At 70.8% G+C, this 25,785-nt stretch carries 28 protein-coding genes; 10 read left to right on the top strand and 18 right to left on the bottom strand.

Annotated elements, in window-relative coordinates; translation table 11 throughout:
• Nucleotides 1-155 precede the first annotated feature (155 nt).
• The 11 genes from trhA to ACG04R_RS07695 all read right to left on the bottom strand — a co-directional run bounded on the left by trhA (nucleotide 156) and on the right by ACG04R_RS07695 (nucleotide 12,156).
• Nucleotides 156-827 carry a PAQR family membrane homeostasis protein TrhA gene (gene trhA / locus ACG04R_RS07745; protein WP_394407739.1) on the bottom strand — a complete coding sequence of 224 codons (672 nt, stop codon included), beginning with the start codon at nucleotides 825-827 and terminating at the stop codon, nucleotides 156-158.
• 136 nt (nucleotides 828-963) lie between these two features.
• Nucleotides 964-1,671, bottom strand: a complete 708-nt coding sequence (locus ACG04R_RS07740; protein ID WP_394407737.1) for a hypothetical protein — start codon at nucleotides 1,669-1,671, stop codon at nucleotides 964-966.
• Nucleotides 1,672-1,800: 129 nt separating this feature from the next.
• Nucleotides 1,801-2,106, bottom strand: coding sequence for a DUF1330 domain-containing protein (locus ACG04R_RS07735; RefSeq protein WP_394407735.1), 306 nt, complete (start codon nucleotides 2,104-2,106; stop codon nucleotides 1,801-1,803).
• A gap of 79 nt (nucleotides 2,107-2,185) precedes the next feature.
• A complete protein-coding gene (locus tag ACG04R_RS07730; RefSeq protein WP_394407733.1) occupies nucleotides 2,186-2,494 on the bottom strand; it encodes an HNH endonuclease in 309 nt (102 codons plus the stop codon).
• 132 nt (nucleotides 2,495-2,626) lie between these two features.
• Nucleotides 2,627-3,892: a right-handed parallel beta-helix repeat-containing protein gene (locus ACG04R_RS07725; RefSeq protein ID WP_394407731.1), complete on the bottom strand. Its 1,266-nt coding sequence runs from the start codon at nucleotides 3,890-3,892 to the stop codon at nucleotides 2,627-2,629.
• Complete coding sequence (locus ACG04R_RS07720; protein ID WP_394407729.1) at nucleotides 3,889-5,061, bottom strand: hypothetical protein; 1,173 nt, start codon at nucleotides 5,059-5,061, stop codon at nucleotides 3,889-3,891. The genes ACG04R_RS07725 and ACG04R_RS07720 overlap by 4 nt, the downstream gene beginning before the upstream one ends.
• Before the next feature lie 58 nt (nucleotides 5,062-5,119).
• On the bottom strand, nucleotides 5,120-6,175 hold the full coding sequence (locus ACG04R_RS07715; protein ID WP_394407727.1) for a pectate lyase family protein: 1,056 nt from the start codon (nucleotides 6,173-6,175) through the stop codon (nucleotides 5,120-5,122).
• Nucleotides 6,176-6,478: 303 nt separating this feature from the next.
• Entirely contained in the window at nucleotides 6,479-7,387 is a 909-nt protein-coding gene (locus ACG04R_RS07710; protein WP_394407725.1) for a helix-turn-helix domain-containing protein, read from the bottom strand.
• Between the two features lie 127 nt (nucleotides 7,388-7,514).
• Nucleotides 7,515-9,530 carry an alpha/beta hydrolase family protein gene (locus tag ACG04R_RS07705; RefSeq protein WP_394407723.1) on the bottom strand — a complete coding sequence of 672 codons (2,016 nt, stop codon included), beginning with the start codon at nucleotides 9,528-9,530 and terminating at the stop codon, nucleotides 7,515-7,517.
• A gap of 70 nt (nucleotides 9,531-9,600) precedes the next feature.
• Nucleotides 9,601-10,917 (bottom strand): MFS transporter, encoded by a 1,317-nt coding sequence (locus ACG04R_RS07700; protein ID WP_394407721.1) that lies wholly within the window; start codon nucleotides 10,915-10,917, stop codon nucleotides 9,601-9,603.
• A gap of 282 nt (nucleotides 10,918-11,199) precedes the next feature.
• Entirely contained in the window at nucleotides 11,200-12,156 is a 957-nt protein-coding gene (locus ACG04R_RS07695) for a sodium-dependent bicarbonate transport family permease (RefSeq protein ID WP_394407719.1), read from the bottom strand.
• A 75-nt stretch (nucleotides 12,157-12,231) separates the two neighbouring features.
• Between ACG04R_RS07695 and ACG04R_RS07690 the strand changes: the two genes are divergently transcribed.
• Nucleotides 12,232-13,173: a LysR family transcriptional regulator gene (locus ACG04R_RS07690; RefSeq protein ID WP_394407717.1), complete on the top strand. Its 942-nt coding sequence runs from the start codon at nucleotides 12,232-12,234 to the stop codon at nucleotides 13,171-13,173.
• Between the two features lie 20 nt (nucleotides 13,174-13,193).
• Here ACG04R_RS07690 and ACG04R_RS07685 read toward each other — a convergent pair whose 3' ends face one another.
• The 4 genes from ACG04R_RS07685 to ACG04R_RS07670 all read right to left on the bottom strand — a co-directional run bounded on the left by ACG04R_RS07685 (nucleotide 13,194) and on the right by ACG04R_RS07670 (nucleotide 17,905).
• The gene (locus ACG04R_RS07685) at nucleotides 13,194-14,471 is read right to left on the bottom strand and encodes a glycoside hydrolase family 10-like protein (protein WP_394407715.1); all 1,278 of its coding nucleotides are present in this window, start codon (nucleotides 14,469-14,471) and stop codon (nucleotides 13,194-13,196) included.
• 7 nt (nucleotides 14,472-14,478) lie between these two features.
• Nucleotides 14,479-15,612: an acyltransferase family protein gene (locus ACG04R_RS07680; RefSeq protein ID WP_394407713.1), complete on the bottom strand. Its 1,134-nt coding sequence runs from the start codon at nucleotides 15,610-15,612 to the stop codon at nucleotides 14,479-14,481.
• Nucleotides 15,609-16,859 carry an MFS transporter gene (locus ACG04R_RS07675; protein ID WP_394407711.1) on the bottom strand — a complete coding sequence of 417 codons (1,251 nt, stop codon included), beginning with the start codon at nucleotides 16,857-16,859 and terminating at the stop codon, nucleotides 15,609-15,611. The genes ACG04R_RS07680 and ACG04R_RS07675 overlap by 4 nt, the downstream gene beginning before the upstream one ends.
• A 113-nt stretch (nucleotides 16,860-16,972) precedes the next feature.
• Nucleotides 16,973-17,905 (bottom strand): N-acetylmuramic acid 6-phosphate etherase, encoded by a 933-nt coding sequence (locus ACG04R_RS07670; RefSeq protein ID WP_394407709.1) that lies wholly within the window; start codon nucleotides 17,903-17,905, stop codon nucleotides 16,973-16,975.
• 173 nt (nucleotides 17,906-18,078) lie between these two features.
• Between ACG04R_RS07670 and bufA2 the strand changes: the two genes are divergently transcribed.
• The 3 genes from bufA2 to ACG04R_RS07655 all read left to right on the top strand — a co-directional run bounded on the left by bufA2 (nucleotide 18,079) and on the right by ACG04R_RS07655 (nucleotide 20,071).
• Nucleotides 18,079-18,333 carry a BufA2 family periplasmic bufferin-type metallophore gene (gene bufA2 / locus ACG04R_RS07665; protein ID WP_394407707.1) on the top strand — a complete coding sequence of 85 codons (255 nt, stop codon included), beginning with the start codon at nucleotides 18,079-18,081 and terminating at the stop codon, nucleotides 18,331-18,333.
• A gap of 128 nt (nucleotides 18,334-18,461) precedes the next feature.
• Nucleotides 18,462-19,289 carry an MNIO family bufferin maturase gene (gene bufB / locus ACG04R_RS07660; RefSeq protein ID WP_394407705.1) on the top strand — a complete coding sequence of 276 codons (828 nt, stop codon included), beginning with the start codon at nucleotides 18,462-18,464 and terminating at the stop codon, nucleotides 19,287-19,289.
• Nucleotides 19,286-20,071 carry an HvfC/BufC family peptide modification chaperone gene (locus ACG04R_RS07655; RefSeq protein WP_394407703.1) on the top strand — a complete coding sequence of 262 codons (786 nt, stop codon included), beginning with the start codon at nucleotides 19,286-19,288 and terminating at the stop codon, nucleotides 20,069-20,071. The genes bufB and ACG04R_RS07655 overlap by 4 nt, the downstream gene beginning before the upstream one ends.
• A gap of 29 nt (nucleotides 20,072-20,100) precedes the next feature.
• Here ACG04R_RS07655 and ACG04R_RS07650 read toward each other — a convergent pair whose 3' ends face one another.
• Complete coding sequence (locus tag ACG04R_RS07650) at nucleotides 20,101-20,580, bottom strand: SMI1/KNR4 family protein (protein ID WP_394407701.1); 480 nt, start codon at nucleotides 20,578-20,580, stop codon at nucleotides 20,101-20,103.
• A 145-nt stretch (nucleotides 20,581-20,725) separates the two neighbouring features.
• Here ACG04R_RS07650 and ACG04R_RS07645 point away from each other — a divergent pair, with 145 nt between their 5' ends.
• The 3 genes from ACG04R_RS07645 to ACG04R_RS07635 are packed head-to-tail and all read left to right on the top strand — an operon-like array spanning nucleotide 20,726 to nucleotide 22,937.
• Nucleotides 20,726-21,253, top strand: coding sequence for a peroxiredoxin (locus tag ACG04R_RS07645; protein WP_394407699.1), 528 nt, complete (start codon nucleotides 20,726-20,728; stop codon nucleotides 21,251-21,253).
• Nucleotides 21,253-22,635 (top strand): amidase, encoded by a 1,383-nt coding sequence (locus ACG04R_RS07640; protein WP_394408291.1) that lies wholly within the window; start codon nucleotides 21,253-21,255, stop codon nucleotides 22,633-22,635. The genes ACG04R_RS07645 and ACG04R_RS07640 overlap by 1 nt, the downstream gene beginning before the upstream one ends.
• A complete protein-coding gene (locus ACG04R_RS07635; protein WP_394407697.1) occupies nucleotides 22,632-22,937 on the top strand; it encodes a putative quinol monooxygenase in 306 nt (101 codons plus the stop codon). The genes ACG04R_RS07640 and ACG04R_RS07635 overlap by 4 nt, the downstream gene beginning before the upstream one ends.
• A 6-nt stretch (nucleotides 22,938-22,943) precedes the next feature.
• On the opposite strand, the gene ACG04R_RS07630 is transcribed toward ACG04R_RS07635, so the two are convergent.
• Complete coding sequence (locus tag ACG04R_RS07630) at nucleotides 22,944-23,423, bottom strand: hypothetical protein (RefSeq protein ID WP_394407695.1); 480 nt, start codon at nucleotides 23,421-23,423, stop codon at nucleotides 22,944-22,946.
• A 41-nt stretch (nucleotides 23,424-23,464) separates the two neighbouring features.
• On the opposite strand from ACG04R_RS07630, the gene ACG04R_RS07625 reads away from it, so the two are divergent.
• The 3 genes from ACG04R_RS07625 (at nucleotide 23,465) to ACG04R_RS07615 (ending at nucleotide 24,787) form a co-directional block, all read left to right on the top strand.
• Nucleotides 23,465-24,091: a glutathione S-transferase N-terminal domain-containing protein gene (locus ACG04R_RS07625; RefSeq protein WP_394407693.1), complete on the top strand. Its 627-nt coding sequence runs from the start codon at nucleotides 23,465-23,467 to the stop codon at nucleotides 24,089-24,091.
• A complete protein-coding gene (locus ACG04R_RS07620; protein ID WP_394407691.1) occupies nucleotides 24,088-24,489 on the top strand; it encodes a nuclear transport factor 2 family protein in 402 nt (133 codons plus the stop codon). Before ACG04R_RS07625 ends, ACG04R_RS07620 begins: the two co-directional genes overlap by 4 nt.
• Before the next feature lie 73 nt (nucleotides 24,490-24,562).
• Entirely contained in the window at nucleotides 24,563-24,787 is a 225-nt protein-coding gene (locus ACG04R_RS07615) for a hypothetical protein (protein WP_394407689.1), read from the top strand.
• 9 nt (nucleotides 24,788-24,796) lie between these two features.
• On the opposite strand, the gene ACG04R_RS07610 is transcribed toward ACG04R_RS07615, so the two are convergent.
• Nucleotides 24,797-25,780 carry a PA14 domain-containing protein gene (locus tag ACG04R_RS07610; RefSeq protein WP_394407687.1) on the bottom strand — a complete coding sequence of 328 codons (984 nt, stop codon included), beginning with the start codon at nucleotides 25,778-25,780 and terminating at the stop codon, nucleotides 24,797-24,799.
• Nucleotides 25,781-25,785: the final 5 nt, after the last annotated feature.

Raw genomic sequence — 25,785 nt, 5'->3', positions numbered from 1 at the left:
AGCCAGGGGATGGCCAGCGGGGCTGCAGATAAGACCTTGAGAAAACGGTCTTGCGCGAATCTATGGCTGGATTTTACACGCCGGCGCGTCCTCTGCTCCCGGCGGGGCTTGCCGAGGCCTCCCGTTACCGGTAGCAAGTCACCCGGCCGGGGCTTTCAGCGGTAGGCGTACCAGAGCGCCGCGAAGAAATGGCAGACGCTGCCACCCAGCACGAACAGGTGCCAGACGAAGTGCGCGTAGCGCAGCCGGTTGTCCAACAGGAACACCACCGCACCCAGCGTGTAGCTCAGGCCGCCGGCCACCAGCAGCGCCAGTCCGGGGCCGGGCATGCGCTCCACCAGCGGCCCGATGGCGAACACGACGACCCAGCCCATCGCCAGATACAGCAGCGTGGACACGACGGGGTGGCGCAGCCGGTTCAGCAGCTTGATCGTCACGCCGAAGGCCGCCGCCGCCCAGACGGCGACGAGCAGCGTCACGCCCGGCCCGGTGTGCAGCACGCCCAGCGTGAACGGCGTGTAGCTGCCGGCGATGAAGACGTAGATGGCGGCATGGTCCAGCCGCACCAGCCAGGCCTTCACGCGGCCGTTGGCCAGCGAGGCGGGCAGCGCGTGGTAAAGCGTGGAGACGCCGTACAGCAGGATGGCCGTGGCTGCGAAGATGGCTGCCGCGGCCACGTCCGCCGCGCCGCCGTGGTGCATCGCGCGGATGACGAGGATGGGCAGGGCGGCGATGGCCAGCGCAACGCCCAGCCCGTGGCTGATGGCGTTGGCGATCTCTTCACCCAGCGTTTGGGGGCGGTCGGTGGCGGGGGCGGAGCGTGGCATGGCGGTGACGTACTGCGGATGTCAGGGCGTGAGCATGCCATCGTTGCGCGGTACGGGCAGCAAGCTGCTTGATTTCCGTCAAACGGGCGCGAACCGCGCCGTATTCCGCCGCGCCTGCGCCGTCAGACGACTCCGCTCAGCGCGACTTCATCTTCTCGGCCAGGCACAACTGCACGGCCTCGTAGTCCTGGAACATGATCCAGCGCATCTGCTCGTAGGAGTACAGCTCCGCGACGATGGCCTGGGCCAGGCCGCAGTTGTGCGTGATCAGGTGCTCGGCCAGCAGGCCGGCCATCTCGTTGCGCACCACGCCCCGATTGCTCTTGAACATGTATCGCCCGACGGAGTAGAGCGTCTCCGTCAGCCCCACGCCGGGCACGGCGCCGACCGTCTTGCGCAGCGCCTTCTCGCCCTTCTGCGCCAGGATGTAGCTGAGCACCAGTCCGCCCAACTTCTGGTGCGCCGCCTTGTCGCCGGAGCCCGCGCCGCCCCCGACGCGACCGCAGGTGTAGCAGGCCTGCATGCCGTCGATCTTCTCGAGCGCGTCGCAGTGCTTGAGCGTCTTGTGCGCGGACACCGCCGACAGCGTCGACAGCGTCAGCGTGGCCGCCGCGCCGGTCACCACCAGGCCGATGCCCGTGGCCGAGGCGGCGGCGCCCCCCAGCGTCAAGGCCAGCACGCTGGGCGTGTGGGTCGCCAACTGCGCGACGCTCAGCGAGGAACTGCCCGCCAGCAGGCCCTTCTTGGCCAGCGACTTCATGGTGCTGCTGCCCACCGTCTGCCCATCGGAGAAGCCCCTCGGGAACATCTTCTTCCACTCGTTCTCGACGTTCTTCTTGGTCATGCGTTCCCCGGGCAGATTTGGGGGGCGATTATGGAAAGGCGCCTGTGCGGGGCGAACCCCGCGTTTCGGCGGGCATTCGCTGTCGTCGGTGCGCTGGTTTTGGCGTCGTGCGCCCCTTTCGCGCGCCGGTCAGCCCGGCTGTGGCCCGTCGTAGCCCTCGACGATGACGACATCCGCCTCGGCGGCGGCCTGGCGGATCGCGATCTGCTTCGCGTACTCGGGCGAGCGGTAGCAGGCCAGCGCCACCTCGTAGCTCGGGAACTCGATCATCACGTTGCGCCCGCGGCTCGTACCCTCGGGGTTCTCGAACCGGCCGGCACGGACGAGGAACCGGCCGCCGAACTTGGCGAACACGGCGTCGTTGCCTTGCACGTAGAGCTTGTATTGCTCGGCGTCATGAACGTCGACGCGGGCGATCCAGTAGGCCTTGGGCATGTTGACTCGGGCGATGCGGTTGGGATGCCGCGCAGTGTGGCCCAGCGCGGATGCCCCTGCCCCCGGCAGGCTTGCGGGCTCAGCGCCGGCGCAACCGCGTGCTCTTGCGCGTGGCCACGAAGAAGTCGTCGGGCTTGGTGCGCACCCAGTCCACGAAGGTTCGGATCTGCGGATGCGCCAGCAGCGCCTCCACGGTGGCGTACTGGCGGGCCAGCTCGGTCTCGTTCAGCAGTGCGTGGATCTGTCGATGGCACACGCGGTGCAGGTACTCCGTGTGCCGCCCGCCGCGGCTCTTGGGCACGAGGTGGTGGGCGTCGCGTTGCGCGGGCGGGATGGGGCGCTCGCACAGGGGGCAGATGATGGGCGTCGAGACGGGCTGGGGGCTCATGGCGGCAGGGTGAGCCCGGATTCTGCGAGACGCCGCTTGGGGCGGTGAGGGCTGGGGGCTTGGTCTGCCGCGAGCCCCAGGTGCGGCCGCATTTCGTTTGTGCCTTCATGCCAGGGGGAAATCAAGCGTCAATCACCGCAACTCAAACGCCCCCAGATCCGGCGCGCTGCCGAGATACGGCAGCCCCACATTGACTCCCTTGTCGACCAGCTTGCTGCCGCTGCTCAGCCGGAACAGCGCGTTCGCGGGCAGCGTGCCGTCGGCGTTGCGGGCGGCGGTGGCGAGGCTGGTGTCCAGGCTGGCGAACTCGCTGCTGCTGGCGGTGAGGCCGTTCCAGCTGTTGTTGCTGGCGGTGGCGTTGCAGACGCTGTCGGCCGCCTTGCCGGCCAGCGAGATGTTGTTGCGGAAGACGTGCTTCTCGCCCGACGCGACGCTGCCGCAGAAGCCGTAGTTGATGCCGTTGCCGTAGCTGGTGTTGTTCAGCAGCGTGACGCCGCCGGTGTTGCTGTTCTGGTCAAAGCCCTTGTTGGGCTGGCCGAAGGCGACGGACTGCGTGATGCGGTTGCGCTCCAGCGCGCTGTTGCCGCCGAGCTTGAAGCCGTTGCCGTTGCCGGCGAAGGCGCTGTCGCTCCACAGGTTGAGGCCGTTGCGGAAGGCCCAGCTTTGCTCGATGGTGACGGGCTCGGGGCTGTCGAAGCCGTCGTCGGAGTTCTCCCAGGAGCGGCAGCCGACGAAGCGGTTGCCGGCGCCCTGTGTCTGCTTGGACGCGAAGCCGTCGGCCATGCTGCCGTTCTTCTTGGGGTCGTAGTTGCGGTAGGAGTCGGTGTTCAGCACGAGGGTGTTGGAGCCGCCCTTGTTGATCTCCAGGCCAGAGTTGCGGTTGTCGTAGAAGGCGGCGTTCTCGAAGGTGTTGCCGTTGCCGGTGACGTAGGCGCCCTGGTAGCCCGCGCGGGTGACGGCGATGCCCTTGAAGTACCAGTAGCTGCCGGTGACGTAGAGGCCGAAGGAGTCCTGCACCCAGGTCTTGGCGGGGAAGCTGAAGTCGATGACGGCGCGGCCGCAGTTGGCGGCGACGAGGTAGAGGCGCGCGCTGGCGCTGCCGGACTTGGCGAGCGTGATCGTGTTCTTGGCGCCGGCGGTGTAGGCGACGGCGTAGGTGCCGGGCTGCAGCAGCACCATCTGCCCGGCCGAGACCTTGGCGAGCGCCGCCGTCAGGCTCATCGGCGCGGAGAAGCTGGTGCCGGCGCCGCTGGCGCTGGCGGTGGGCGTCACGTAGTAGACCTTGGAGGCGCTGAGGTTGCTGGTCTCGGTGCCGCAGCCGGTGACCTGCGCGAATGCGGGGGCGGCGGCAAAAGCGCTGGCGAGGGCAGCGGAGAGGGCAATGAGGCGGGTATTCATGGCAGTGGGTGGGTGGCGGGGTGGGCGCGCGCGGCGGCGCGCAGGGTGGCCAGCTCGCCGACCTGGGCCAGCTGGGTGAGGTGGTGCTGCCAGGCGTCGACGCTGGCGCAGGCGAGCGGCTGGTCGGCGTCGGCCTGCCAGGCGGGCGGGGCGTGGACGAGGTCCTGGAACTCGTGGCGCAGCTGCTGCAGGCGCTCGGCCGGCCAGCCGGCAGCCTGGGCCACGGAGGCGGCTTCGGTGAGGGTCTGCAGCGCATCGCTGCGCTGCATCAGCGCGGCCAGCGCGTCGCATTGCTCACGGCGGCCGGGCTGGGCTTGCTGGCAGCGTTCGAGCACGAAGCCCTCGCCGGGCGACGGCAGGCTGGCGCTGCGGGCGCGCACGTCGGCGCCCAGGGCCAGGCGCAGGTAGCCGGGCAGGTCGGCCGGCAGCGCGGCCTGGCTGGCGAGCACCAGCGCCTGCGGGCGCTCCAGCCAGCGGCGGGCCTGGAGCAGGCCGCGCCAGGCGGCGTCGCCGGCAGCGGGGTCTTCGTCTGCCAGGGCGGCCCAGTGGTAACCGTTGTCGGGCTCGGCGCGCAGGCGTTCGCGGATGAGGTTGATCCGGCAGGCGGCGGGGTCGGGCTGCGGGCCGCAGGCTTCGGTGGCCCAGGCGAGGGCGGCGGGGTCGCCGCTGCCAAGGGCCTGGCTCAGCACGGCGCCGGCCCAGGCCTGCTGCGCGGCGGGGTCGTCTGCGGCGGGGCGGTCCAGCAGCAGCGCGGCCACGCGGGCGCGGGCGTCGCCCTGGCGCAGCGTGGCCAGCATGCGGGCGCGGGCCTGGGCCAGTGGCTGTTCGCCGACCGGTGCGGGCAGGGCCTGCAGGCCGGCGGTGGCCTCGGGGGCGTCGGTGTCGTCCGGCGGCGTGACGGGATCGGTGTCGCCAACCGGCATGCGGCCCAGGCCGCAGAGGTCGACGACGGTGGGCCTGCGCGTGCTGGCGGCGGCGTGCATGGCGGTGGCCTGCACGCCGGGGGCCGGCGGCTCGCCCGGCCGGGCCTGGCCCAGCCGCATCAGTGCCGGGCCGGGCACGCGGGTGGGCGGGGCCGCGGCGGGCTCTTCGGCGGCGCCGGGCCAGGCCAGGTGCAGGGTCAGGCCGCCGCACAGCAGCACGGCGGTCCAGGCCAGCAGGGAGCGCATCGGGGGCAGGTCGGGGGCGAGAGCGAGGCGGGCCGGCGTGCGGCCCGCCGTGGCTTCGTTACTCGGCCAGGTTGGTGCCCGCGCCGGCCGTGGCGATGACCTTGGCCTTGACGCTGGCGGCCGGCGTCACCGTGTAGCTGTAGCCGGTGGCGCCGTAGGCCTGCGTGGTGGTCCAGGTGGTGGCGTTGGCGCCGGGGCTGCCGGGGTCGTCCCAGGTGATGCCGCTGCCGACGTAGTTGTTGCGCAGGTCCCAGTAGCCGATGGCCGAGCTGTCGCGCGAGGTGACGGGGTTCTTGGTGTTCTCGAAGTAGTTGGACTCGATCAGCGACACGCCGCCCATGCGCACGTTGATGCCGGACGTGATGACGTTGTTGAAGTAGTTGTTGTAGACGTGGGTCTTGCCGCGGCGCTGCAGCGGCAGGCGGGACTGCACGTTCTCGAAGCGGTTGTGGTGGTAGGTGGCCCGCATCGCGTCGTTGGCGGTGTCCTTGTCGCTGTAGCCGTTGAGCGCGACCTTCTGGTGGTCGTGGATGTAGTTGTAGGAGTAGGTGATGTTGTAGGCGCCCTTCTTGGTGTCCATGGCGCCGTCCCACGACGCGTCGCCCGCGCCGGAGCAGTGGGTGAGGCTGCTGAAGATGGTGTTGTGATCGATCCAGATGCTGTTGGGTGTGCCGCTGCTGTCGCCTTCGATGGAGATGGCGTCGGCCGCGTCGCCCCCCTGCAGCAGACCGATGGTCATGTTCTGCACGATGACGTTCTTGGCGGCGCTGACGATGTGGATGCCGAAGTTGGCCGACGAGCCGTTGGCGCCCTTGATGGTGATGTCGCCCTTGTCCTTGATCTGCAGCGTCTGGGCGGCCTTCTTCCACTGTGCGCAGACGTCGGTGATGGTCGAGTAGTCGAACTTGCCGGTGTAGTTCAGCACCAGGCCGCCGCTGCCGCTGTAGGCGTCGATGGCGGCCTGCGCGGCGGCCAGCGTGGCGACGTTGACGGCGGTCTTGCTACCGCCGCCGGTGGTGCCGGCGCCGTAGCCGACGGGGCCGGCCAGCGCGGCGGAGGAGAGGGTGGCCAGCGCGAGCGCGCCCAGGCCGTGGAGGGGGGAGATGCGGGTCATTGTGGGTTCCGTCGAGAGAGACTGCTGCGCCTGGAGCGCGGTGGCCGGCACGGGGCGTGGCCGGTGGTTGGGGCACCGCGCACGCCAGGCGTCGGGCCATGGCGCGGAGTGCAGGCTCGAGGGAGTCGAGGCGTGTCAGCCCCCTCGTGAGGCCGCCGGGAAGCGGCCGCGGCGCAATCTAACGACGGCGTCGGGCGGGGGCTTGGGGATTTCTGCTCCCGGTTTCGCCAGCTTGCTGAAACCAAGGGAAATCAATAATGAAACGGCGGTTCGTTTATATCGGTTGTATGTTTTGAAACGAAATCAACCCTGTCGCCGCAGCTGTGACGGCGGCGTGCGCCAATGGGCGCGGAAGGCCTGCGAGAACTGCGCCGGCTCCGGGATGCCCACGCGCAGGCCGATCTCGCACATGCTCAGCCGGGTGGTCTCGACGAGCTCGCGGGCGTGCAGCATGCGTTGCTCGCGCAGGTAGCGCATCGGCGAGACGCCCATGGCCGCCTTGAACAGGTGGGCGAAGTGGGACACGCTGCAGCCGGCCACGTCGGCGGCTTCGGTCAGGTCCATGGGCTGGTCCAGCCGGGCGTGCAGGTGGTCCAGCACGCGGCGCAGGCGCAGCTCGCTCAGGCCGGCGCGCTCGGGCACGGCGGCCTGCGCGTGGTGGGCGCGCAGATGCGTGGCCAGCGCACGGCCCAGGTGCAGGCCCAGGTCCTGCCCCGTCGTGCCGTGTGGAACCGCGGCCCACAGCGTGCGGGCGATGCCTTCGATGACGGCATCCGCCCGGCCGGCGCAGGCGCGCAGGCGGAACGGCGTGCGCCCGGCGGCGTACAGCAGGCGCGGGCGCAGGCTGAGCAGCAGCAGGTGGTGCTCGGCCGGCAGCCGCAGGTACGCGGCCTCGCCCGCGGGCAGCAGCAGCACGAGGCCGGGTGGCAGCGGGCGGGCCTGCGGCGGCTCGCCGGGCAGCCAGCTGCAAGCGGAGCCGGCGGCGGCCAGCACGACGAGCAGCAGGTGGTCCAGCAGCGGCGGCACGTGGGCGTCGGGCCAGCGGTTGTGGCCGTCGAACAGCTGCAGCTCGCCGTCGCGCAGGCTCAGGGCGGGCGGCAGGCCCAGCCAGTCGGCCACGGGCAGCGGCGGCCGGCGGCGCAACGCGGCCAGGCGGGTGGCGTCCGGCCCGTCGGACATGTCGGCGCCGGCGGGCGTGGACGAGGTCGCCAAGTTTTGTCTCCGCTCGGGCTGTGCCGCCCGTGTGGCGCGCGAGACTAGGTGGGGCGGCCGGCGCTGGCAATCAGGGGCGCGCCGAAGCCGACTTTGATTTCGTGGCGCGGCGTGCGGCGCCGCGGTTTCAGGGCGAGGCTTGCAGGTACCGCGCGAGGAAGGTTTCGACGCGGTTGGCGAAGTCCAGCCGCGTGCTCATCAACTGCCAGCCGTGGCCTTCGTGGTCGTACTCGACGTACTCGGGCGGATTGCCGGCCTTGGTCATCGCGTCGCGCAGGCGGCGGCCATGCTCCTTGGGCACGCGCTGGTCTTCGGCACCGTAGGCCATCAGCAGCGGCGCCTTGATGCGTGCCGCCTGGGCCACGGGCGAGACGTCGACGAGCCGGGCCATCTCGGTCTTGGGGTCGCCGATGAGTTCGGTGTAGCCGTACTGGCGGGCGGCGGCACTGATGTCGTCGGACACCCAGAAGGACCCCGCCACGTGCAATGGCAGGTCGGCCACGCCCACCCAGGCCACGCCGCAGCGGAACAGCTCGGGGTTGCGGATCAGGCCCATGTAGGTGGCATAGCCGCCGTAGCTGGCGCCCATCACGCAGGCCCGGTCCGTCGCGAGGCCCGCCTGGCGTGCCCACAGCAGCGCGTCGGCCAGGTCGTCCTGCATGGCCAGGCCCCATTGCTTGAAGCCGGCCTTGTAGTGCGCATCGCCGTAGCCCGTGCTGCCGCGGAACTCGGGCTCGATGACGAGGTAGCCGCGCGACGCCAGGAACTGCGCCATCGGTTCCCAGCGCCAGTAGCCGTTGCGCACCCAGGGGCCGCCATGGGCCAGCACGACGGCCGGTGCGGGCTTGCCGGGCTCCACGCCCTGCGGCAGCGTCAGCCACACCGGCAGGTCCCGGCCGTCGCGGGCCTTGATGCGCTGGAAGTCCACGCTCGACATCTGGGCGGCCTTCACGCCGGGCATGACGATGGAGACGGACTCCCAGCGCTGGGTCTGCGCGCGGTAGAGCAGGTAGCGGCCGGGGTCGCGGTCAGAGAAGGAGTGCACCAGGGCCAGCATGTCCGGTGCGCCGCAGCGGCGGCAGACGACGCTGTTGACGCGGCCGGGCAGGCGGCGGTCGACCTCTTCCTGGAACTTCTTCATCGCCGGGTCGGTCCAGACCGTGACCTGGGAGTCGGTCTCCAGCCTCACGCCCAGCACGCCCTGGCCGGGGTCGCCGTGCAGCAGCGAGCCGCGGAAGTCGAAGCCGGGAGCCTGGACGACGACCCGGGGCGAGGGCTTGCCGGTGTCGAAGTCGAAGGTGGTGAGCACGGCCTCGCGTGCGGCGCCGCGCGACTCGCTGACGTACAGCGTGCCGTCGTCGGCGACGTCCACCGGCTCGAAGGGCGGCTCCAGCAGCTTGAAGCTGGCCAGCTGCCGCCAGTGGTCGGCACCCGGCGCCAGCCAGTGGTACTCGCCGCGGCCGTCTTCGTCGTAGACGCTCAGGACCAGGCGCGGCCGGCCCTGGCTGTCGAACCACCAGCGCATCGCGCGCTCTGGTGGCTTGGGCATGTCCATGCGGCGCGTCAGCGTGGCGGTCACGTCCAGCCACTTGGGTTCGATGTGGCGCATCCGCGGGTCGTACTGGCCGATGATGACTTCGTCGGGCCGCACGCCGGGTTGTGGCCGTGGCACCCACATCAGGCCGTGGTCGAACTTCAGTGCGCCGGTCTGCTGGAAGCAGGACTTGATCTCGCTGCAGATCAGCTCGTTGTACTTGCCGGTGGCGACGTCCACCGAGAACAACCCCGGCAGGTGGGTGGTGGCCGCGGCCGGCTCGATGCGGCCCAGCTTGAAGAGCATGCGCTCGTCGTTCACCCAGTGGAACTCGACGACGTCCTGCTTGGCGAAGAAGGCGACGACCTTGGCCGGCTCGTTCGTCTGCAGGTCCGCCACCAGCAGGCCCACGCGGTTGTCGCGGACCGACGTGAGGCCCACGTAGCGGCCGCTGGGCGACAGCTTGACGTCCAGCATGGCGGGGTGCCGGAAGAAGGTCTCCGCCGGCAGCAGCGGCTTGTCCGCCGCGCCGGCGGGTGTGCCGACGCAGCACATCGCCACAATGCCGAGCACAACGCAGAACCGTGCCCACAGGCCTCGCTGCACCATGTCTGTCTCCCTGTTGATGTTCTTGTGCGGGCGCTTCGGTGGGGCGCCCTGTGCCGGCGTGCCGGCCGACTCAGTGCGGCCGGCCGCCGACTGCCTGGGCCTCGCCCGGCTTGCGCGGGAAGGGCGCGATCATGGCGCCGACCACCGACGGGATGGCCGCGACCATGACGACGAGGAAGTAGGTCTGGTAGCCGAAGTGGTCGGCCAGCGGGCCGGAGATCATCTGCGTCGGCACCAGCGTCAGGTTCATGATCGAGTTCGCGAACGCGTAGTGCGTCATGTGATAACGCCCCGGCGAGATCTGCTGCATCATGTAGAGCATGTTGGCGACGAAGCCGAAGCTGTAGCCGAACTTCTCCAGCGTCACGAGGCTCGCCACGGTCCAGAACGACAGCGCGTGCCCCGAGCCCGCCATCTGAGACAGCACGACGAAGCAGACGTGCGGGATGTTCAGGCACAGCGCCATGATGATGAGCGTGCGGCGGTTCAGGCCGAAGCGGGCCATGAAGGCGCCGCCCAGCAGGCCGGCCGCGAGGCTGACGGCCGTGGCGATGGTGCCGTCGATGAGACCCTTGTCCTTCAGCGACAGGCCCACGCCGCCCAGGTCCGGCGCGGCCTGCAGGAACAGCGGCCCTTCGACGAGCAGCAGGCCCTCAGAGCTGCGGTACAGAAGGACGAACAGCAGCATCCCCCAGATGCTGTCCTTCTTGAAGAAGTCGACGATGGCGTCGCCGAAGGTGCGGAACGCGGCCTTGATGCTCTCTGGTCGGTCGCCGATGCTGCCGGTGGGCAGCACGAACCAGTGGTAGACGGCCAGCAGCACCAGTGTCGCGGCCGACGCCGCCAGCGCCCAACTCCAGGCCGTCGTGCTGCTGAGGTGGTGGTCCTCCTTCAGCGAGCCGGCGATCCAGACGATGAGGGCCGTGCCGAACAGCCGGCCGACGCTCCAGAACACGCCCTGCACGCCGATGTAGCGGGCCTGCCCCTTCTCGTCGAGCGAGGTGATGTAGATGCCGTCGACGCAGATGTCCTGCGTGGCCGAGCAGAAGGCCATCACCCACAGCACGGCGATGGTGATCTGGAAGTAGTTGGGCAGCGGCAGCGCGACGGCGATGGCGCACAGCAGCGCGGCCATGATGACTTCCATCCACAGCACGAAGAACTTCTTCGTCTTGAACATGTCCAGGAAGGCGGCCCACAGCGGCTTGAGCGACCAGGCGATGCCGATGCTGGCCGTGGCCAGCGTGATCTCGCCGTCGGAGTGGCCCAGGTCCTTCAGCATCGTGCCGGCGACCCAGATGACCAGCGCGAACGGGATGCCCTCGGACAGGTAGGACGTCGTCACCCAGGCCCAGGGGTTGCGGATGCGGGTTGAACTCGTGCTCATGGCGGTGAAACTCTATGAAATATTGCGCTGCCGTCGGGCTGTCGCTGTGTCAGGGTCGCAGCGAATTGGACAACGTTGTCATCCGGCGTCGGTCCAATGCCCCGGGGAATCACCTCGCCGCGTGGCACGGGGGCGATCGCGGCGAGCAGCGCACATGCTAGGGGCGTAACCGCCTGATGCTCATCCAGGCTTACGCGGGGAGGGTGAGCGGGATGTCGGGACCGACGTGGCGGAGGCTGGGCTTGCGAGACGCTGCCGCTCGAACCGCGAGTCCGCCGCGCCTCACAGCACCCGCTGCGCCAGCCCCACGTAGACCGGGATGCCCGCCAGGATGTTCAGCGGGAAGGTCAGCCCCAGCGACATGCCGAAGTACAGCGCCGGCCGCGCCTCGGGGATGGCGATGCGCACCACGGCCGGCACGGCGATGTAGGAGGCGCTGGCGGCCAGCACCATCAGCAGCGCGCCGTTGCCGGCCGATAGGCCGCAGGACCAGGCCAGCCCCAGGGCCAGCGAGGCGTGTACCGGCGGCGCGAGCAGCGCATAGGCCAGCAGCTTCGGCGACTCGCCGCGCAGCGAGCCCAGGTTGCGCGCCGCGAGCAGGCCCATGTCGAGCAGGAAGAGGGCGAGCATGCCCTTGAACAGGTCGCCGGCGAAGGGCTTCAACCCGGCCTCCCCCGCCGGGCCGGTGATCAGACCCACCGCCATCGCGCCGATCAGCAGCAGCTGGGCACCATCGGTCAGCGACTCGTGCAGCACCGATTTCAGGCTGTGCGAATGCGCCGTGCTGCCCTCGCGCCGGCGGGCGATGTTGGCCAGCACGACGGCCATGACGATGGCGGGCGACTCCATCAGCGCCATGGCCGCCGCCATGTGGCCGCCGAAGGCCAGGCCGTGGCCGTCGAGGTATTGCGTGGCGGTGATGAAGGTCACGGCGCTGACCGAGCCGTAGGTGGCGGCGATGGCGGCCGCGTCGAAGCGCGACACGAGGCGCGTGAGCAGCAGGTAGCCGAGCGTCGGTATCGCCACGGCAAGCAGCAGCGCGCAGCCCAGGCTGATGGCGACTTCGGCGGTCAGGCCCGACCTGGCCAGTGCGAAGCCGCCCTTGAGCCCCAGCGCCATCAGCAGGTACAGCGACAGGAAGCGCGCGATGGGTTGTGGGATCTCCAGGTTGGATTTGATGGCTCCGGCCAGCAGGCCGAAGACGAAGAAGAGGATGGCGGGGTCGAGGAAGTTTTGCATGGCGGGACGCGATGGTGCGCACGGACATAGATATGCACAATTGATTTATGTCGATGCCATTCATCGGATCAACCAATGCATGATGTGCCGCCCCCCGGACTGGAGAAACCCTGGCGGGCCAACTGGCCGCAGCTGCGCAGCCTGGAGGCCACCGTCCGTCTGGGTGGCGTGGGCCGCGCCGCGCGCGCGCTGCACCTGGCCCAGCCGACCGTCTCGACGCAGTTGAAGGAACTGGCGTCCAGCCTCGGGCTCGTGCTGTTCGAGCCGCACGGCCGGGGCCTGGCGCCCACGGCCGTGGCTGAGCAACTGGCCCAGGCCGTGCGTGACATGGCCGCGCGCTGGCAGCAGTTCGAGGAGGAGGCGGCGGCGTTGCAGGGACTGCGTCAGGGGCGGCTGCGCATCGCGGCGGTGACGACGACCGAGTACTTCCTGCCCGACCTGCTCGGGCCCTTCGCGCGGGCCTACCCGGGCATCCGCATCGAACTGGCGGTGGAGAACCGCGACGCCGTCGTCGCCCGTTTGCAGCGGGGCGACGACGAACTGGCCGCCATGATGCGGCCCCCCACCCACCTGCCGCTGGCACGCTGGCCCTTCCTGGAGAACCCGCTGGTGCTGATCGCGCCGCTGGGACACCCGCTGGCCGCGCGCCGCCGCCTGCGGCTGCAGGATCTGGTGGGCGAGCCGCTGCTCGCGCGCGAGACCGGCTCCGGCACGCGTGCCGTGCTGGAGGAGGCGCTGGCCGAACGTGGCATCGCATGGCCGCCGCGCATGGCGCTGGGCAGCAACGAGGCCGTCAAGCACGCGGTGCGCGCCGGCCTGGGGCTGGCGCTGCTGTCCCGCCACACGCTGGCCGCCGACCCGGCCAGCGAAGGCCTGGTGGTGCTGCCGGTGGCGGGCTTCCCGCTGCGGCGGCAATGGGTGCTGGTGTGGCGGCAGGACCGGGCGCTGTCGCTACCCGCCCGCACGCTGCTGGACGACCTGCGCCAGCGCCTGGGCGTGCGGGTGCGACCGACCTGAGCCTCGGTGCGGCGCAGGCGTCAGGGCGCGTACGGGCCGGTGCGCAGCGCGTCGGCGATGCCCTTGCGGTTCTGCGCCAGCGCCACGAGGCTGAAATGGATGTGGCCGCTGCCGGGGGCGAGGCGCCGGATGCTGTCGATCTGGCCGAGGATCTCGTCGGGCAGCCAGCTCTGCGGCGTCGCGTCGATGCGGCTCGTGAACAGCCCCGGGTGGATGGGGCGGTCCAGCGGGTTCAGCGCTGCCCAGGCCTGCAGCAGCACGTCGAAGGCCTGCGGAACTTGAGCGCGCGGCCAGTAGAGCTGCGGGGCGAGGTAGTCCAGCCAGCCCTCGCGCAGCCACAGCTCGACGTCGGCGTAGAGCTTGTCGTACTGGCTGAAGCCGGTGATGCCGGCCGGGCGCAGGTCGGGCCGCGGCAGGCCGAAGGGGCTGATGCCGACGCGCGTGCCGGGGCGGGTCTCGTGCGCCACCGCGTACAGCCGCTGCACGAGCCCGTTGACGTTGTAGCGGCGCCAGTCGGCCCGCGCGAGGCTGCCGCCGCCGGCGGCGTATTTCTGCCAGCTCGGCTCGTCGGGGAAGTCGACGTCGTTCTTGGCAGCGTCCTGCACCGGGTACGGGTAGAAGTAGTCGTCGATGTGGATGCCGTCGACGGCGTAGCGCGTCAGCAGGTCGCGCACGACGGCCAGCGTGTGCTCCGCGGCGGCGGGCTCGCCGGGGTCCATCCACAGCTGGTCGCCATAGCGGCGCACCCAGTCGGCATGCGTGCGGCTGACGTGCACGGCGGCCGGCGCGGACTTGGCCGTGCTGTGTCGCGCGCGGTAGGGGTTGATCCAGGCGTGCAGCTCCAACCCGCGCAGCTTCGCTTCGGCCAGCCAGACGGCCAGCGGGTCGTAGCCGGGGTGTTGGCCCTGCGTGCCGGTGAGGACCTCGCTCCACGGCTCCAGCGCGGACTCGTAGATGGCGTCTGCGGCAGGGCGCACCTGCAGGATCAGCGCGTTGAGGCCCGTGCGCCGGGCTACCTCGCAGAGCTGGCGGATCTCGGCCTGCTGGGCGTCGGCGCTCAGCCCCTTCTTGCTCGGCCAGTCGATGTTGGCGACGGTGGCGACCCAGGCGGCGCGCCATTCGCGCGGCGGTGGCGTGGGGGCCGCGTGCGGCGTGGTGGTGGGTGCCGAGGCGGTCTCGGTCGGCGGCGTGGCGGCGCCCTCGGGCGGGCCGGCGGGCGATGCCGGCGGCGTGGGTGGCGTCGCACAGGCGGCGAGCAGCGGTGCGGCCGTGAGGCTCAGCAGATCGCGACGTTTCATGATGACTTCAGACCTTGATGAACCAGCGCCTGCGGTACAGCGCCCAGGCGACGGCGTACATCGAGAGTACGAACAGCACGGCGCGCAGCAGCGACGCGCCTTTGGGCGGCAGGCCCAGGTCGAGGATGGGCTGGTACAGCGCCGCGCCGAGGCTGCGGCCATCGGCGAGATGGATGAGGCCCAGCGCCTTGGCCATCAGCCCCGACAGCACGAACAGGAAGATTGCGTTCATGCCCAGCACCACGAGCGGGTGCGCCAGCCGCGCCCAGCGCCCGCGGGCCAGCGGCTGCGGGCTGGCGTCCAGCAGCCAGTAGAAGCTGGCGAACACGAGCAGCGCCCAGCCGGCCATCGCGAAAACGTAGGCTGGCGTCCACAGCGACTTGTTGATGGGCATCAGCGTCGCGTCCAGCACCTGGCCGAGCCACAGGCTGGCCAGGCCGAAGACGACCCAGGTCATGGCCTTCTCGGCGGGTTGCCGGTTGGAGGCAAGCACGTAGCCGGCCAGCACGCCCAGCAGCTGCGTCGCCACGGCGGGCAGCGTGCTGAGCAGGCCTTCGGGGTCCCAGGTGCGGGAGACCTTCCACAGGTGGCCGTCCAGCAGCGCGCGGTCCAGCCAGGCGCCCACGTCCTGGCCCGGCTCCAGCGCGCCGGTGTGGACGGCGCCCGTCGCGTCGGGCACCGGCACGCCCAGCTGCACCGCGGCATAGACGGCCATCAGCGCCACGGCCCACAGTGCGACACCCCGCGGCTTGCACCACAGCACGATGGGCGCGGCGAGCAGCGTGCACAGGCCCAGGCGCTGCAGCACGCCGGGGACGCGCAGCGTCGCGAAGTCGAAGCTGGGGATGAGGTTGAGCAGCAGGCCGATGGCGATGATCGTGAGGCCTCGGCGCGCGGTGGTCCGCAACAGCGCGGCCTTGTCCGCACCGGCCTGGGCGCGGCGTGCGAGGCTGATCGTCATCGACATGCCGGCGATGAACACGAAGAACGGGAACACCCAGTCCGTGAAGGTCCAGCCATTCCAGTGCGCGTGCAGCAGCGGCGCGTAGACATGGCCCCAGTCGCCCGGGTTGTTGACGAGCAGCATCGCGCCGATGGCGAAGCCGCGGAAGGCGTCGAGGCTGAGAAGGCGCTGCTTCACGCGTCGTCGTCCTTCCTGCCGAAGCCGTCGGGGATCTTGATGAGTGCCGCCATCACGAGGCTGGGCAGCGTGGCCACCAGCACCCAGCCGAAGAAGGGCACGTAGCCGATGTGGTCCTGCAGCCAGCCGCTCCACATGCCCGGGATCATCATCCCGAGTGCCATGAAGCCGGTGCAGATCGCGTAGTGGGCGGTCTTCTTCTCACCTTCGGCGACGAGGATCATGTACATCAGGTAGGCAGTGAACCCGAGGCCGTAGCCGAACTGCTCGACGGCCAGTGCGGCGCTGATGACGGCGAGGTCCGTTGGGTGCGTCAGCGCCAGCACGAGGAAGGCCACGTTGGGCACGTGCATGGCAGCCACCAGCGGCCACAGCGCCCGCTTCAGGCCGATGCGGGAGACGATCCAGCCGCCCGCCAGCCCCCCCAGCGTCAGCGCGACCAGGCCCACCGTGCCGTAGGCGATGCCGACCGCCTTGGTCGACAGGCCCAGCCCGCCCTTGTCGGCGCTGTCCAGCAGAAAGGGCGACGCCAGCTTGAGCAGCTGCGCTTCGGGGAAGCGGTACAGCAGCAGGAAGCCGAGGATGACGGCGATGCCGGGCTTCTTGAAAAAACTTGCGAACACGGCGAAGAACTCGGCCACGAGGCTGCGCGCGGCGGCGAAGCCGGCTCCGGGCACGTCCGACGCCGGCCGCGGCAGCACCAGCGCGTGCCAGGCTGCCAGCATGACGAACAACGCAGCCAGCGCCCAGAACACGTCGCTCCACGCGGTGACCACCGAGCCGCTGCGTTCGGTCAGCTCGCCGGCCAGGTAGACGAGGGCGCCCTGGCCCGCGATGTTGGCCAGCCGGTAGAACGTGGAGCGCACGCCGACGAACGCCGCCTGGCTGTGCTGCGGCAGGGCCAGCATGTAGAAGCCGTCGGCCGCGATGTCGTGCGAGGCCGAGGCGAAGGCCATCAGCCACAGCACGGCCAGCGAGAGCTGGAAGGCGTGGTCGGTCGGGATGGTCAGGGCGACACCCGCCAGCGCCGCGCCGATGAAGAACTGCAGCACCGCGATCCACGCGCGTTTGGTGCCGAACAGCTCGGCCAGCGGTGACCACAGTGGCTTCAGCACCCAGGGCAGGTAGAGCCAGCTCGTGTAGAGCGCGATGTCGGTGTTGGAGATGCCCAGGTTCTTGTAGAGCAGCACCGACAGCGACATGACGGCCACGTAGGGCAGCCCCTGCGCGAAGTACAGGCTGGGCACCCAGGCCCAGGGGGATGACCGCCTCTCGCCCGCCGGGTACGGCGGTCGATCCCCCGAGGGGATGGGCCCTTGCTTGGGGCGGCCCGGCGCTGCGGGCCCTGCCACTTCGCTCGTCATTTGTTCAACGCGCGGCTCACGCTGCCCTCGGTGGCGTCCAGCAGCGCCCGAGCCTCGCCGACCGTCACGCCGCGCTTGAGCATGACCAGCGCCGTCTTCACGTGGTGGTCGCATTGCGCGAGCGCCGCTTCGGCCTGTGCCTCGCTCGCGCCCGAGGCGCGCACCGTCAGCGCCACCGCCCGCTTGACGAGCTTGGCGTTGGTCGCCTTCAGGTCCACCATCAGGTTGCCGTAGACCTTGTGCAGCTTCACCATCAGCGCCGACGAGAAGGTGTTCAGCGCGATCTTCTGCGCCGTGCCGGCCTTCAGCCGCGTGCTGCCGGAGATGACCTCGGGGCCGGTGTCCAGAATGACGCCGATGTCGGCCTGCTGCGCCACCGGCGCGCCGGGGTTGTTGGCGATGCCGATGGCCAGCGTGCCGGCCGCCCTGGCCGCCTCGATGGCACCCAGCACGTAGGGCGTGCCGCCCGAGGCGGCCAGCAGCAGGGCCACGTCGTTGGGGCCGGGGTTCAGCGCGGCGAGGTCGGCGGCGCCCCGGGCGCGGTCGTCCTCGGCGCCTTCGACGGCGACGAACATCGCGCCGGGGCCGCCGGCGATGACGGCGACGGCCCGCTCGCGCGGCCATGAGAACGTCGGGTACAGCTCCACGCTGTCCAGCACGCCCAGGCGCCCCGACGTGCCGGCGCCGGCGTACAGCAGCCGGCCGCCGGCGCGGATGCGCGGCAGCGCGGCGTCCACCGCGGCGGCGAGTTGCGGGGCGGCGGCCTTCACCGCGGCGACGGCGGCGGTCTGGTCGTCGATGAAGGCATCCAGCAGCGCCGGCGTGGCGTAGGTGTCCAGGTCGGGGTGGCGTGTGCTGGGGGTTTCGGTGTTCAGCATGGGAAATGAGGCTCGCAAGCCGCAGGACTCTAGCGGGTGGCCCCGGGCCATGACGAATGCCACGCGCCGTTGCGGTCATAACGGCGGGTAATCAGAATCTGCGCGTCGGCTGTAAGGAGTAGGGCAGGGCCCCCGACGGACGCTGGCAAGTCGATGCCAGGCCTCTTCCGGCCTCGACCTGTGGTGACCCGATCTCAACCACTTCTCTTTTCTGGAGACCTCTCATGAACGCATCCCTCAAGACCGGCCTGGGCATTGCCGCTGCCGCCGCCGCCCTGTTCGCCACCGCCGTGCCCACCACCGCCATGGCCGCCGACGGCATGGTCAAGTGCTCCGGCGTAAACAGCTGCAAGGGCACCTCCGAGTGCAAGACCGCCAACAACGGCTGCAAGGGCCAGAACGGCTGCAAGGGCCAGGGCTGGGTCAGCAAGAAGTCGGCCGACGAGTGCACCAAGGCCGGTGGCAAGGTGGAGAAGTGACCCACCCCCGAGGCGCTTGACGCGCCTCCCCCTCAAGGGGGCGCAGCCAGTGGCCTGGCAAAGCCAGTTCCACGGCTGCTGCAGGATGGCGCGGGAGCCTTCGGCCCCGCGTCAAATTCCTACTCGATATGACCAAAATCCAAGGCTTCGGCCTCGGCCTGCGTGTCGAGCATTACGCCGCCTTCGAGGCGGGTGTGGATGCCGACGTGAGGCCCGACTGGCTGGAGATCATTTCCGAGAACTACCTCGTGCCCGGCGGCCCGCCGCTGGCGCACCTGGAGCGCATCCGTGCCGACTACCCGCTGGTCATGCACGGCGTATCCCTGTCCGTCGCCGGCCCTGAGCCGCTGGACCTCGGCTATCTGCGCGACCTGAAAGGCCTGGCCGACCGGATCGAACCTGGCTGGGTGTCTGACCACCTGTGCTGGAGCGCCGACGCGCACAGCCAGCTGCACGACCTGCTGCCCGTGCCGCTGACGCGTGCTGCGCTGGACCATGTCGGCGCCCGCATCGCCCAGGTGCAGGACGCGCTCGGCCGGCCGCTGGTGCTGGAGAACGTGTCCAGCTACGTGCGCTTCGCGGCCGACGAGATGACCGAGTGGGACTTCATCGCCGAGCTGCTGCGGGCCACCGGTGCGCGGCTGCTGCTGGACGTCAACAACGTCTACGTCTCGGGCCGCAACCATGGTTTCGACCCGGTCGCCTACCTCGACGGCATCCCGACAGAGCCCGTCACGCAGATCCACCTCGCCGGCCACGAGGACCGCGGCGACATCGTCATCGACACGCACGACCACCCGGTGCGCGACGAGGTCTGGCAGCTCTACCAGCATGCCGTGCGCCGCTTCGGCGCCGTGCCCACGATGATCGAGCGCGACGACCACATCCCGCCGCTGGACAGCTTGCTGGCCGAGCTGGCCGTGGCGCGCCGGCTGGCCCGGGAGGCGAGTGCATGAGCGTTGTCGAACAACAGCGCCGGCTCGCCGCCGCCATCCGCGACGACGGCGACGACGGCGACGCCGCCGGCCTGCTGGCCGGCGACTTCGCGACGGGCCTGGCCGTGTATCGCCACGCCTACCGTGCGCGGCTGGCCGAGGCGCTGGCCGACAACTACACCGTGCTGGCCCGCGCGCTGGGCGATGACGGCTTCGACGCGCTGGCCCAGGCCTACATCGCCGCGCATCCCAGCCGCCACCCGTCCATCCGCTGGTTCGGCCACGAGCTGGCCGGCTTCATGGCGGCGGCCGCGGACGACCTCGTGCCCCACGCCAGCCTCGTCGACTTCGCCGCGATGGACTGGGCGCTGCGTGGCGCCTTCGACGCGGCCGACGCGCCGCTGCTGGCCCCCGCCACGCTGGCCGCGCTGGGCCCCGACGACTGGGCCGGCCTGGTGCTGCACCTGCACCCCAGCGCCCGGCGCGTGCGGCTGGGCCACGCCATCGAGCCCGCCTGGCGCCTGCTGCGCGAGTGGGAGCCCGAGTTAGGTGCCGACCAACCCGACCTGCCCGAGCCCGAGCCGCACGACCACGTGCTGCTGGCCTGGCGCCAGGCCGGTGAAACACGCTGGCGTTCGCTGGAACCGCTGGAGGCGGCGCTGCTGGATGCAGTCGCCGACGAGGCGCCGTTCGCGCTGCTGTGCGAGCGCGCCGCCGCCGAACTGGGCGACCCCGAAGCCGCCGCGCCCGCCGTCATCGGTGCGCTGCAGCGCTGGCTGGCTGACGGGCTGCTTCAGCGTTGAAGGGGGCGCCCGCGGCGAGAGCGGGGCGCTCACTCGGCGAAGTCGACTCCGGAAACCCGCGCCGCGGGCCAGATCCATTCGTCGTCCTGGCTGTCGAGAACCAGCGCCAAGAAGTCCGGTATCGAGCCACAGACCCTGAGCAGTTCATGCGGAAAGGTCTCGTGCGAACAGTCGATGAGCTGCGCATAGCCGGGACCTTCCCGGTCCAGACCCATCGCGACGAAGTCGCCTTGTGATTCGACGAGTGCGACCGTGCCCGGCGGCCCTTCTTCAGTCTCGAGAAGTAGGTGCACCGGTCTGATCTCGCCGACAGGGAGCAGCCGGCATGGGAAGTTGCCCGTTGTCCAGAACCGGATGCCGTTGCACTCGCTCAGCAGTTCGCGAAGCTCTTCCGGGAAGTGGTGGCCGAGCCGGCTCTCCGCGCTGGCGATCTCGTCGGGGCTGGCCCCCGGGCTGCAGTCGTGCTCGGCGCGGGCTCGAAGGATCAGTGATTTCAGCGTTGCGGTCATGGGTGGGTTCAGTGAGGGCCGCCTCGACCTTACCGCGTCGCGGCGCGCAGGCCGGCAGTCGGTCGGTTGGGCGAACTTGACCGAGGCCGACGACGGGGATTGCTGGCTTGGCTATCCTGCGCCCACCCGACCAACGAGGTTCCCCATGTCCCGACTCCTGACGGCCCTGCTCGCGGCCCTGCTGATCCCCACCGCCCACGCCGCCCTCGCCGTCGGCGCGGCCGCTCCCGACTTCACGACCGAGGCCGCGGTCGGCGGCCAGGCCTTCAAGTTCAACCTCGCCGAGGCGCTGAAGAAGGGCCCGGTGGTGCTGTACTTCTATCCCAAGGCCTTCACCAGCGGTTGCACGGTCGAGGCCCACCAGTTCGCCGAGGCGACCGACAAGTTCAAGGCGCTGGGCACGACCGTCATCGGCATGTCCAACGACAACATCGACACGCTGAAGAAGTTCAGCGTCGAGGCCTGCCGCAACAAGTTCGCCGTCGGCGCGGACGCGGCCGGCAAGGTCATCAAGGAGTACGACGTGTTCCTGAAGATGGTGCCCGGCACGATGGCCGACCGCGTGTCCTTCCTGATCGGCACGGATGGCAAGGTCGCCGCGGTGCACGCGGCGATGGACCCCGACGGTCACATCGACGCGATGCTGAAGGCCGCCGAGAAGCTGAAGAAGTGATCCACCTCGGCGCGGCCGACCTGCTGGCGGCCTATGCCCGGCGCGAGCTGTCGCCGGTGGACGTCGTGCAGGCCGTGCTCGCGCATGCCGCGGCCCGCGAGGGCCAGCTGCATGCGCTGTGCGCTGTGGATGCGGAAGGCGCACTCGCCGCGGCCCGTGCCAGCGAGGTGCGCTGGCGCGCCGGCACCGCGCTGCCGCTGGACGGCGTGCCCGTCACGCTGAAGGAGAACATCGCCGTGCCCGGCGCGGCCTACCGCCTCGGCACGGCCGCGACGCCGGACGGCGCGGTGGCCGACTTCGAGGCGCCACCCGCCGCGCGGCTGCGCGAGGCCGGCGCCGTCGCCTGGGCCCGCACCACCATGCCCGACTACGGCATGCTGAGCTCCGGCCTGTCCAGCCTCTACGCCGAGCCCGCGCGCAACCCGTGGGACACGGCGCTGACACCGGGCGGCTCCAGCGCCGGTGCCGCCGCCGCGGCGGCCGCTGGCTACGGCCCGCTGCACCTGGGCACCGACATCGGCGGCTCCATCCGTTTGCCGGCTGGCTGGTGCGGCCTCGTCGGGCTCAAGCCCAGCCACGGCCGCGTGCCGATCAAGCCCGGCTATGCCGGCCGCGTCGCCGGGCCGCTGACCCGCACGGTGGAAGACGCTGCGCTCATGCTGGCGGCGCTGGCCCGGCCCGACGCGCGCGACCCGACGCAGCTGCCGCCCGGCGAGTTCGCGCTTCGCGCCGTCGAGCCGCGCGGGCTCCGCATCGGCCTGATGCTGGACGCCGGCTGGGGCGAGTTCGTCCAGCCCGAAGTCGCGGCGGCCATCACCGCCGCCGCGCGCGCCTTCGAGCAGGCCGGCGCCATCGTCGAGCCGGTTGCCGGCTTCACGACGCGCGAGATGGCCGACGGCATGGACCGCTTCTGGCGCATGCGCTCGTGGCTGGACATCTCGGCGCTGCCGGCCGAGCGGCGCGCCAAGGTGCTGCCCTACATCCTCGACTGGGTCGCGCCGGCCGCGGGCTATGACGGCGCCACGGTCTTCCACGGCTACAGCCAGATGCAGGCGCTGCGCGAGGCGGCCAACGCGGCCTGCGAGCCCTTCGACTTCGTGCTGTCCCCGGTCTCGCCCATGCCGGCGTACCCGGCCCACCAGGCCAGCCCGCTGCACGACCCGGCGCGGCCGTTCGAGCACATCGCCTTCACGCTGCCATTCAACATGAGCGAGCAGCCGGCGCTTGCCATCAATGCGGGCTACACGTCGGCGGGCTTGCCCATCGGCCTGCAGATCATCGGCCGCCGCTTCGACGATGCCGGCGTGCTGGCGCTGGGGGCGGCATGGGAGCAGTTGCGGCCGGCGCAGCGCGCCTGGCCGTTCACGGGAGCTTGCAAATGATCATCGTCCTGGCCCATGTCACGGTTCGCGCCGAGCAGTTCGACGAGGCGCTGCGGATGAGCCGTCAGCACGTCGAGCGCTCCCGCGCCGAGCCGGGTTGCCTCGCACATGCGGTCCACCGTGATGCCGAGCACCCGCTGCGCCTGGTCTTTGTAGAAAAGTGGGTCGACAAGGCGGCGCTGCAGTCGCATTTCCGGGTGCCTGGCTCGCGCGAGTTCGGAAAGGCGCTGGCGGCCATGGCGACTGACATCCAAGGGCCCGAGATCTACGCGGCCGAACCGCAACCCGGCAGCGTGGGTTGACGCGCGTCAGCCCCGTGGCGGCGGCTCCTGTGGCGGCAGGCCGGCGGCCTTCAGGTCGGCGTTGACGAGCGCCCAGGCGGCCTCGAAGTTGTCGGCCCGGCGCACCGGGCGGCTGGCGCGCCAGATGTCCATCAGCGCCGGCAGCCGCTCGATGCCGGGGATGCCGGGCTGCACGAGGAAGACCGTGGAGATGGCGACGAGGCCGCGCTTCGAGAAGCTCTCGATGCTGGCGCGCAGCTGGGCCAGCGCGTCGGCGTCCATGCGCAGGCTGCCGCGGATCTCCAGCAGGTCGCCAAAGCGCCGGTCGGCCGGCAGCCGCTTGCCGGCCAGCGCGATGGCACGCTTGGTTGCGGCCATCAGCTCGGCATCGAACGGCCCCTCGGCGATGGACATCATCACGCGGCCCTGCACACCGACGCTGACGCGGCCGAAGCTCGTCGTCGGCGCACGTCGGCGGGAGGGAGGCAGGGCGGGTGACGTGCTCATGATGTGCGACGATTTTGCACGCTCGACGAAGGGGTCAGGACATGTTGACGCTTTACGGGACGCGGGGCTCGGGCTCCGCCGCCATCGAGGCCGCGCTGGTGCGCGCCGGCCTTGCCTTCACGCCGGTCGACGCGTCCTCCTGGACGCCGGGGCCGGGCCGCGACGAGCTGCTGCGCGTGAACCCGCTGGGCCAGATCCCGACGCTGGTGCTGGCCGACGGCACGGTGCTGACGGAGAGCGCGGCCATCCTCATCCACCTGGGCCTGAGCTGCCAACCGGGCCTGCTGCTGCCGGCCGGTGCGAGCGAACGCGCGCGGGCTTTGCGCGGCCTGGTCTACATCCCGGCCAACTGCTACGCGGCCGTCAGCGTGATCGACTACCCCGAGCGCTGGTGCGAGCCCTGCGACGACGCGATGAAGGAACGCATCCGCACCGGCTCGCGTGCGCAGCTGCACCACCACTGGTCGGTGTTCGCCGACGAGTTCGCCGTCGGCTTCGACGCCGGCTCGCCCGGCGCGCTGGAGCTGCTGGCCACCGTCGTGTCCAAGTGGGCCGGCGCGCGGGCGCACCTGCAAGCCGAGCGGCCCGCCTTCCATGCGCAGCTGCTGCGCGTGGAGCAACATCCCGACGTCGCGGCCGTCTTTCGACATCACTGGAGCCCCACATGACCCACCCCATCGACGCCTGGCATTCGATCGCCAAGGCCCGCGACCCGCGCGCGCTCGGCGGCTTGCTGGCCGACGACGTCGTCTTCCACTCGCCCGTCGTGCACACGCCACAGCGCGGCCGCACGCTGGCGGCGCAGTACCTCGGCGCGGCGCTGATGATCCTGGGCAACGAGACCTTCCGTTACGTGCGCGAGATCCGCGGCGAGCGCGACGCGCTGCTGGAGTTCGAGCTGGAGCTGTCGGGCGTGCAGGTCAACGGGGTCGACCTGATCCGCTGGAACGATGCCGGCCAGATTACCGACTTCAAGGTCATGATCCGGCCGTTGAAGGCCATCCAGGCGGTGCACCAGAAGATGGGCGAGCTGCTGGCGCAGATGCAGCAGCGACAGCAGCAGTAAGACCGCAGTTTTGGAGAAGCGCCGCAAGGGCGCGGCGGCAACACTGGGTGCTCACTCGACGAAAGAGCACCCGATGACCCGCACCCTCGAACACTGGACCCGCCAGAGCCACCGCTGGTTGTCCATCGTCTTCACGCTGGCCGTGCTGGCCAACTTCGTCGCCCGCGCGCTGTCGCCCGGCGAGCCGCCCGCGTGGATCACCTACGCGCCGCTGCCGCCGCTGTTCCTGCAGCTGTTCTCCGGCCTCTACCTGTTCGCGCTGCCCTACCTCGGCCGGCGGCTGGCCGTGGCGCATTGATGCAGGGCATCAATGCCGGGCCGGCGAGACGGCCTGCGGGCGCGCGAGCACGTTGGCCGGCAGATAGCGCCATTCGGTGGCCTCCGGCCGCTTCAAGGCGAGCACCAGCGCGATGCTGTCGCGTGGTCCCTGGAAGTAGCGCACGCGGAACTGGCGCGGGCCCTGGGCCAGCGTCACCGTCGCGCGCTGCGAGCGGGCCGAGTGCAGGCCGTCGTTGTTGATGACTTCCACGCCGTCGATGCTCAGCACGGCGCCATCGTCGGACAGCAGCGTCATGTCCCACGTGCCGTCGCCGGGCACGTTGACGGTGAAGCGGATGTCGAGCCCGAACCATTCGATGAGGTCGTCCACGCCGGGAAAGCCCTGGCGGAAGGAGCGCGGCGTGATGTCCAGCTGGGCGAGGCACACCGTCTTGACCGGCTTGCGCCGCGCCATGTCGGCCACCGACGTGGCGCTGGAGCTCAGGCGGTAGAGCTGGGCGACCATTGGCCGATCCGGTGTGTCGGCGCAGTCGGCGAACAGCAGGCCGCTGCCCCCTCCACCGCCACCGCGGCCAGCCCCCTGGGTCCTGGCGCCTGCGCCGCCCGCGCCGCCGCCGCCCCCGCTCCCGGTGCTGACGGCGCCCGGCAGGCCGCCGGCCAGCACAAGCGCCGAGTCCGGGTTGCTGACGACGGGCACGATGGCTTCCCGCACGAGCTGTTCGCGCGGCGGCAGTGTCAGCTGCAGTTCGGGCGACTTCGCGGCCGGCAGGGCCAGGCTGGGGCGCGTCGCCGGCTTGGCGCCAGCGTCATCGGGCTTCGGCGGCATCGGCGGCTTGGGCAGCAACAGCGTGATCTCGGTGCGGTGTTGCGACGGCGGCACGTCCATCGGCTGCGCGCGCCACCACAGCACGGCGATCAGCAACGCGACGTGCAGCAGCAGCACGGCGGCCAGTGCGTAGGCGTTGAATTCGCGCCGCTGCGGCGGGCTGTCATCCGGCGATGTCTGGGGCATGGCGC

It is taken from the genome of Pelomonas candidula (assembly GCF_043555985.1).
Lineage (GTDB): Bacteria > Pseudomonadota > Gammaproteobacteria > Burkholderiales > Burkholderiaceae_C > Pelomonas > Pelomonas candidula.
This window is presented reverse-complemented; position numbering and strand designations above follow the sequence as displayed.

Excerpts from the sequence above, each read along its gene's own strand:
- trhA (WP_394407739.1), bottom strand. The coding sequence starts at position 827 with ATGCCACGCTCCGCCCCCGCCACCGACCGCCCCCAAACGCTGGGTGAA.
- ACG04R_RS07740 (WP_394407737.1), bottom strand. The coding sequence starts at position 1,671 with ATGACCAAGAAGAACGTCGAGAACGAGTGGAAGAAGATGTTCCCGAGG.
- ACG04R_RS07735 (WP_394407735.1), bottom strand. The coding sequence starts at position 2,106 with ATGCCCAAGGCCTACTGGATCGCCCGCGTCGACGTTCATGACGCCGAG.
- ACG04R_RS07730 (WP_394407733.1), bottom strand. The coding sequence starts at position 2,494 with ATGAGCCCCCAGCCCGTCTCGACGCCCATCATCTGCCCCCTGTGCGAG.
- ACG04R_RS07725 (WP_394407731.1), bottom strand. The coding sequence starts at position 3,892 with ATGAATACCCGCCTCATTGCCCTCTCCGCTGCCCTCGCCAGCGCTTTT.
- ACG04R_RS07720 (WP_394407729.1), bottom strand. The coding sequence starts at position 5,061 with ATGCGCTCCCTGCTGGCCTGGACCGCCGTGCTGCTGTGCGGCGGCCTG.
- ACG04R_RS07715 (WP_394407727.1), bottom strand. The coding sequence starts at position 6,175 with ATGACCCGCATCTCCCCCCTCCACGGCCTGGGCGCGCTCGCGCTGGCC.
- ACG04R_RS07705 (WP_394407723.1), bottom strand. The coding sequence starts at position 9,530 with ATGGTGCAGCGAGGCCTGTGGGCACGGTTCTGCGTTGTGCTCGGCATT.
- ACG04R_RS07700 (WP_394407721.1), bottom strand. The coding sequence starts at position 10,917 with ATGAGCACGAGTTCAACCCGCATCCGCAACCCCTGGGCCTGGGTGACG.
- ACG04R_RS07695 (WP_394407719.1), bottom strand. The coding sequence starts at position 12,156 with ATGCAAAACTTCCTCGACCCCGCCATCCTCTTCTTCGTCTTCGGCCTG.
- ACG04R_RS07690 (WP_394407717.1), top strand. The coding sequence starts at position 12,232 with ATGCATGATGTGCCGCCCCCCGGACTGGAGAAACCCTGGCGGGCCAAC.
- ACG04R_RS07685 (WP_394407715.1), bottom strand. The coding sequence starts at position 14,471 with ATGAAACGTCGCGATCTGCTGAGCCTCACGGCCGCACCGCTGCTCGCC.
- ACG04R_RS07670 (WP_394407709.1), bottom strand. The coding sequence starts at position 17,905 with ATGGCCCGGGGCCACCCGCTAGAGTCCTGCGGCTTGCGAGCCTCATTT.
- bufA2 (WP_394407707.1), top strand. The coding sequence starts at position 18,079 with ATGAACGCATCCCTCAAGACCGGCCTGGGCATTGCCGCTGCCGCCGCC.
- bufB (WP_394407705.1), top strand. The coding sequence starts at position 18,462 with ATGACCAAAATCCAAGGCTTCGGCCTCGGCCTGCGTGTCGAGCATTAC.
- ACG04R_RS07655 (WP_394407703.1), top strand. The coding sequence starts at position 19,286 with ATGAGCGTTGTCGAACAACAGCGCCGGCTCGCCGCCGCCATCCGCGAC.
- ACG04R_RS07650 (WP_394407701.1), bottom strand. The coding sequence starts at position 20,580 with ATGACCGCAACGCTGAAATCACTGATCCTTCGAGCCCGCGCCGAGCAC.
- ACG04R_RS07645 (WP_394407699.1), top strand. The coding sequence starts at position 20,726 with ATGTCCCGACTCCTGACGGCCCTGCTCGCGGCCCTGCTGATCCCCACC.
- ACG04R_RS07635 (WP_394407697.1), top strand. The coding sequence starts at position 22,632 with ATGATCATCGTCCTGGCCCATGTCACGGTTCGCGCCGAGCAGTTCGAC.
- ACG04R_RS07630 (WP_394407695.1), bottom strand. The coding sequence starts at position 23,423 with ATGAGCACGTCACCCGCCCTGCCTCCCTCCCGCCGACGTGCGCCGACG.
- ACG04R_RS07625 (WP_394407693.1), top strand. The coding sequence starts at position 23,465 with ATGTTGACGCTTTACGGGACGCGGGGCTCGGGCTCCGCCGCCATCGAG.
- ACG04R_RS07620 (WP_394407691.1), top strand. The coding sequence starts at position 24,088 with ATGACCCACCCCATCGACGCCTGGCATTCGATCGCCAAGGCCCGCGAC.
- ACG04R_RS07615 (WP_394407689.1), top strand. The coding sequence starts at position 24,563 with ATGACCCGCACCCTCGAACACTGGACCCGCCAGAGCCACCGCTGGTTG.
- ACG04R_RS07610 (WP_394407687.1), bottom strand. The coding sequence starts at position 25,780 with ATGCCCCAGACATCGCCGGATGACAGCCCGCCGCAGCGGCGCGAATTC.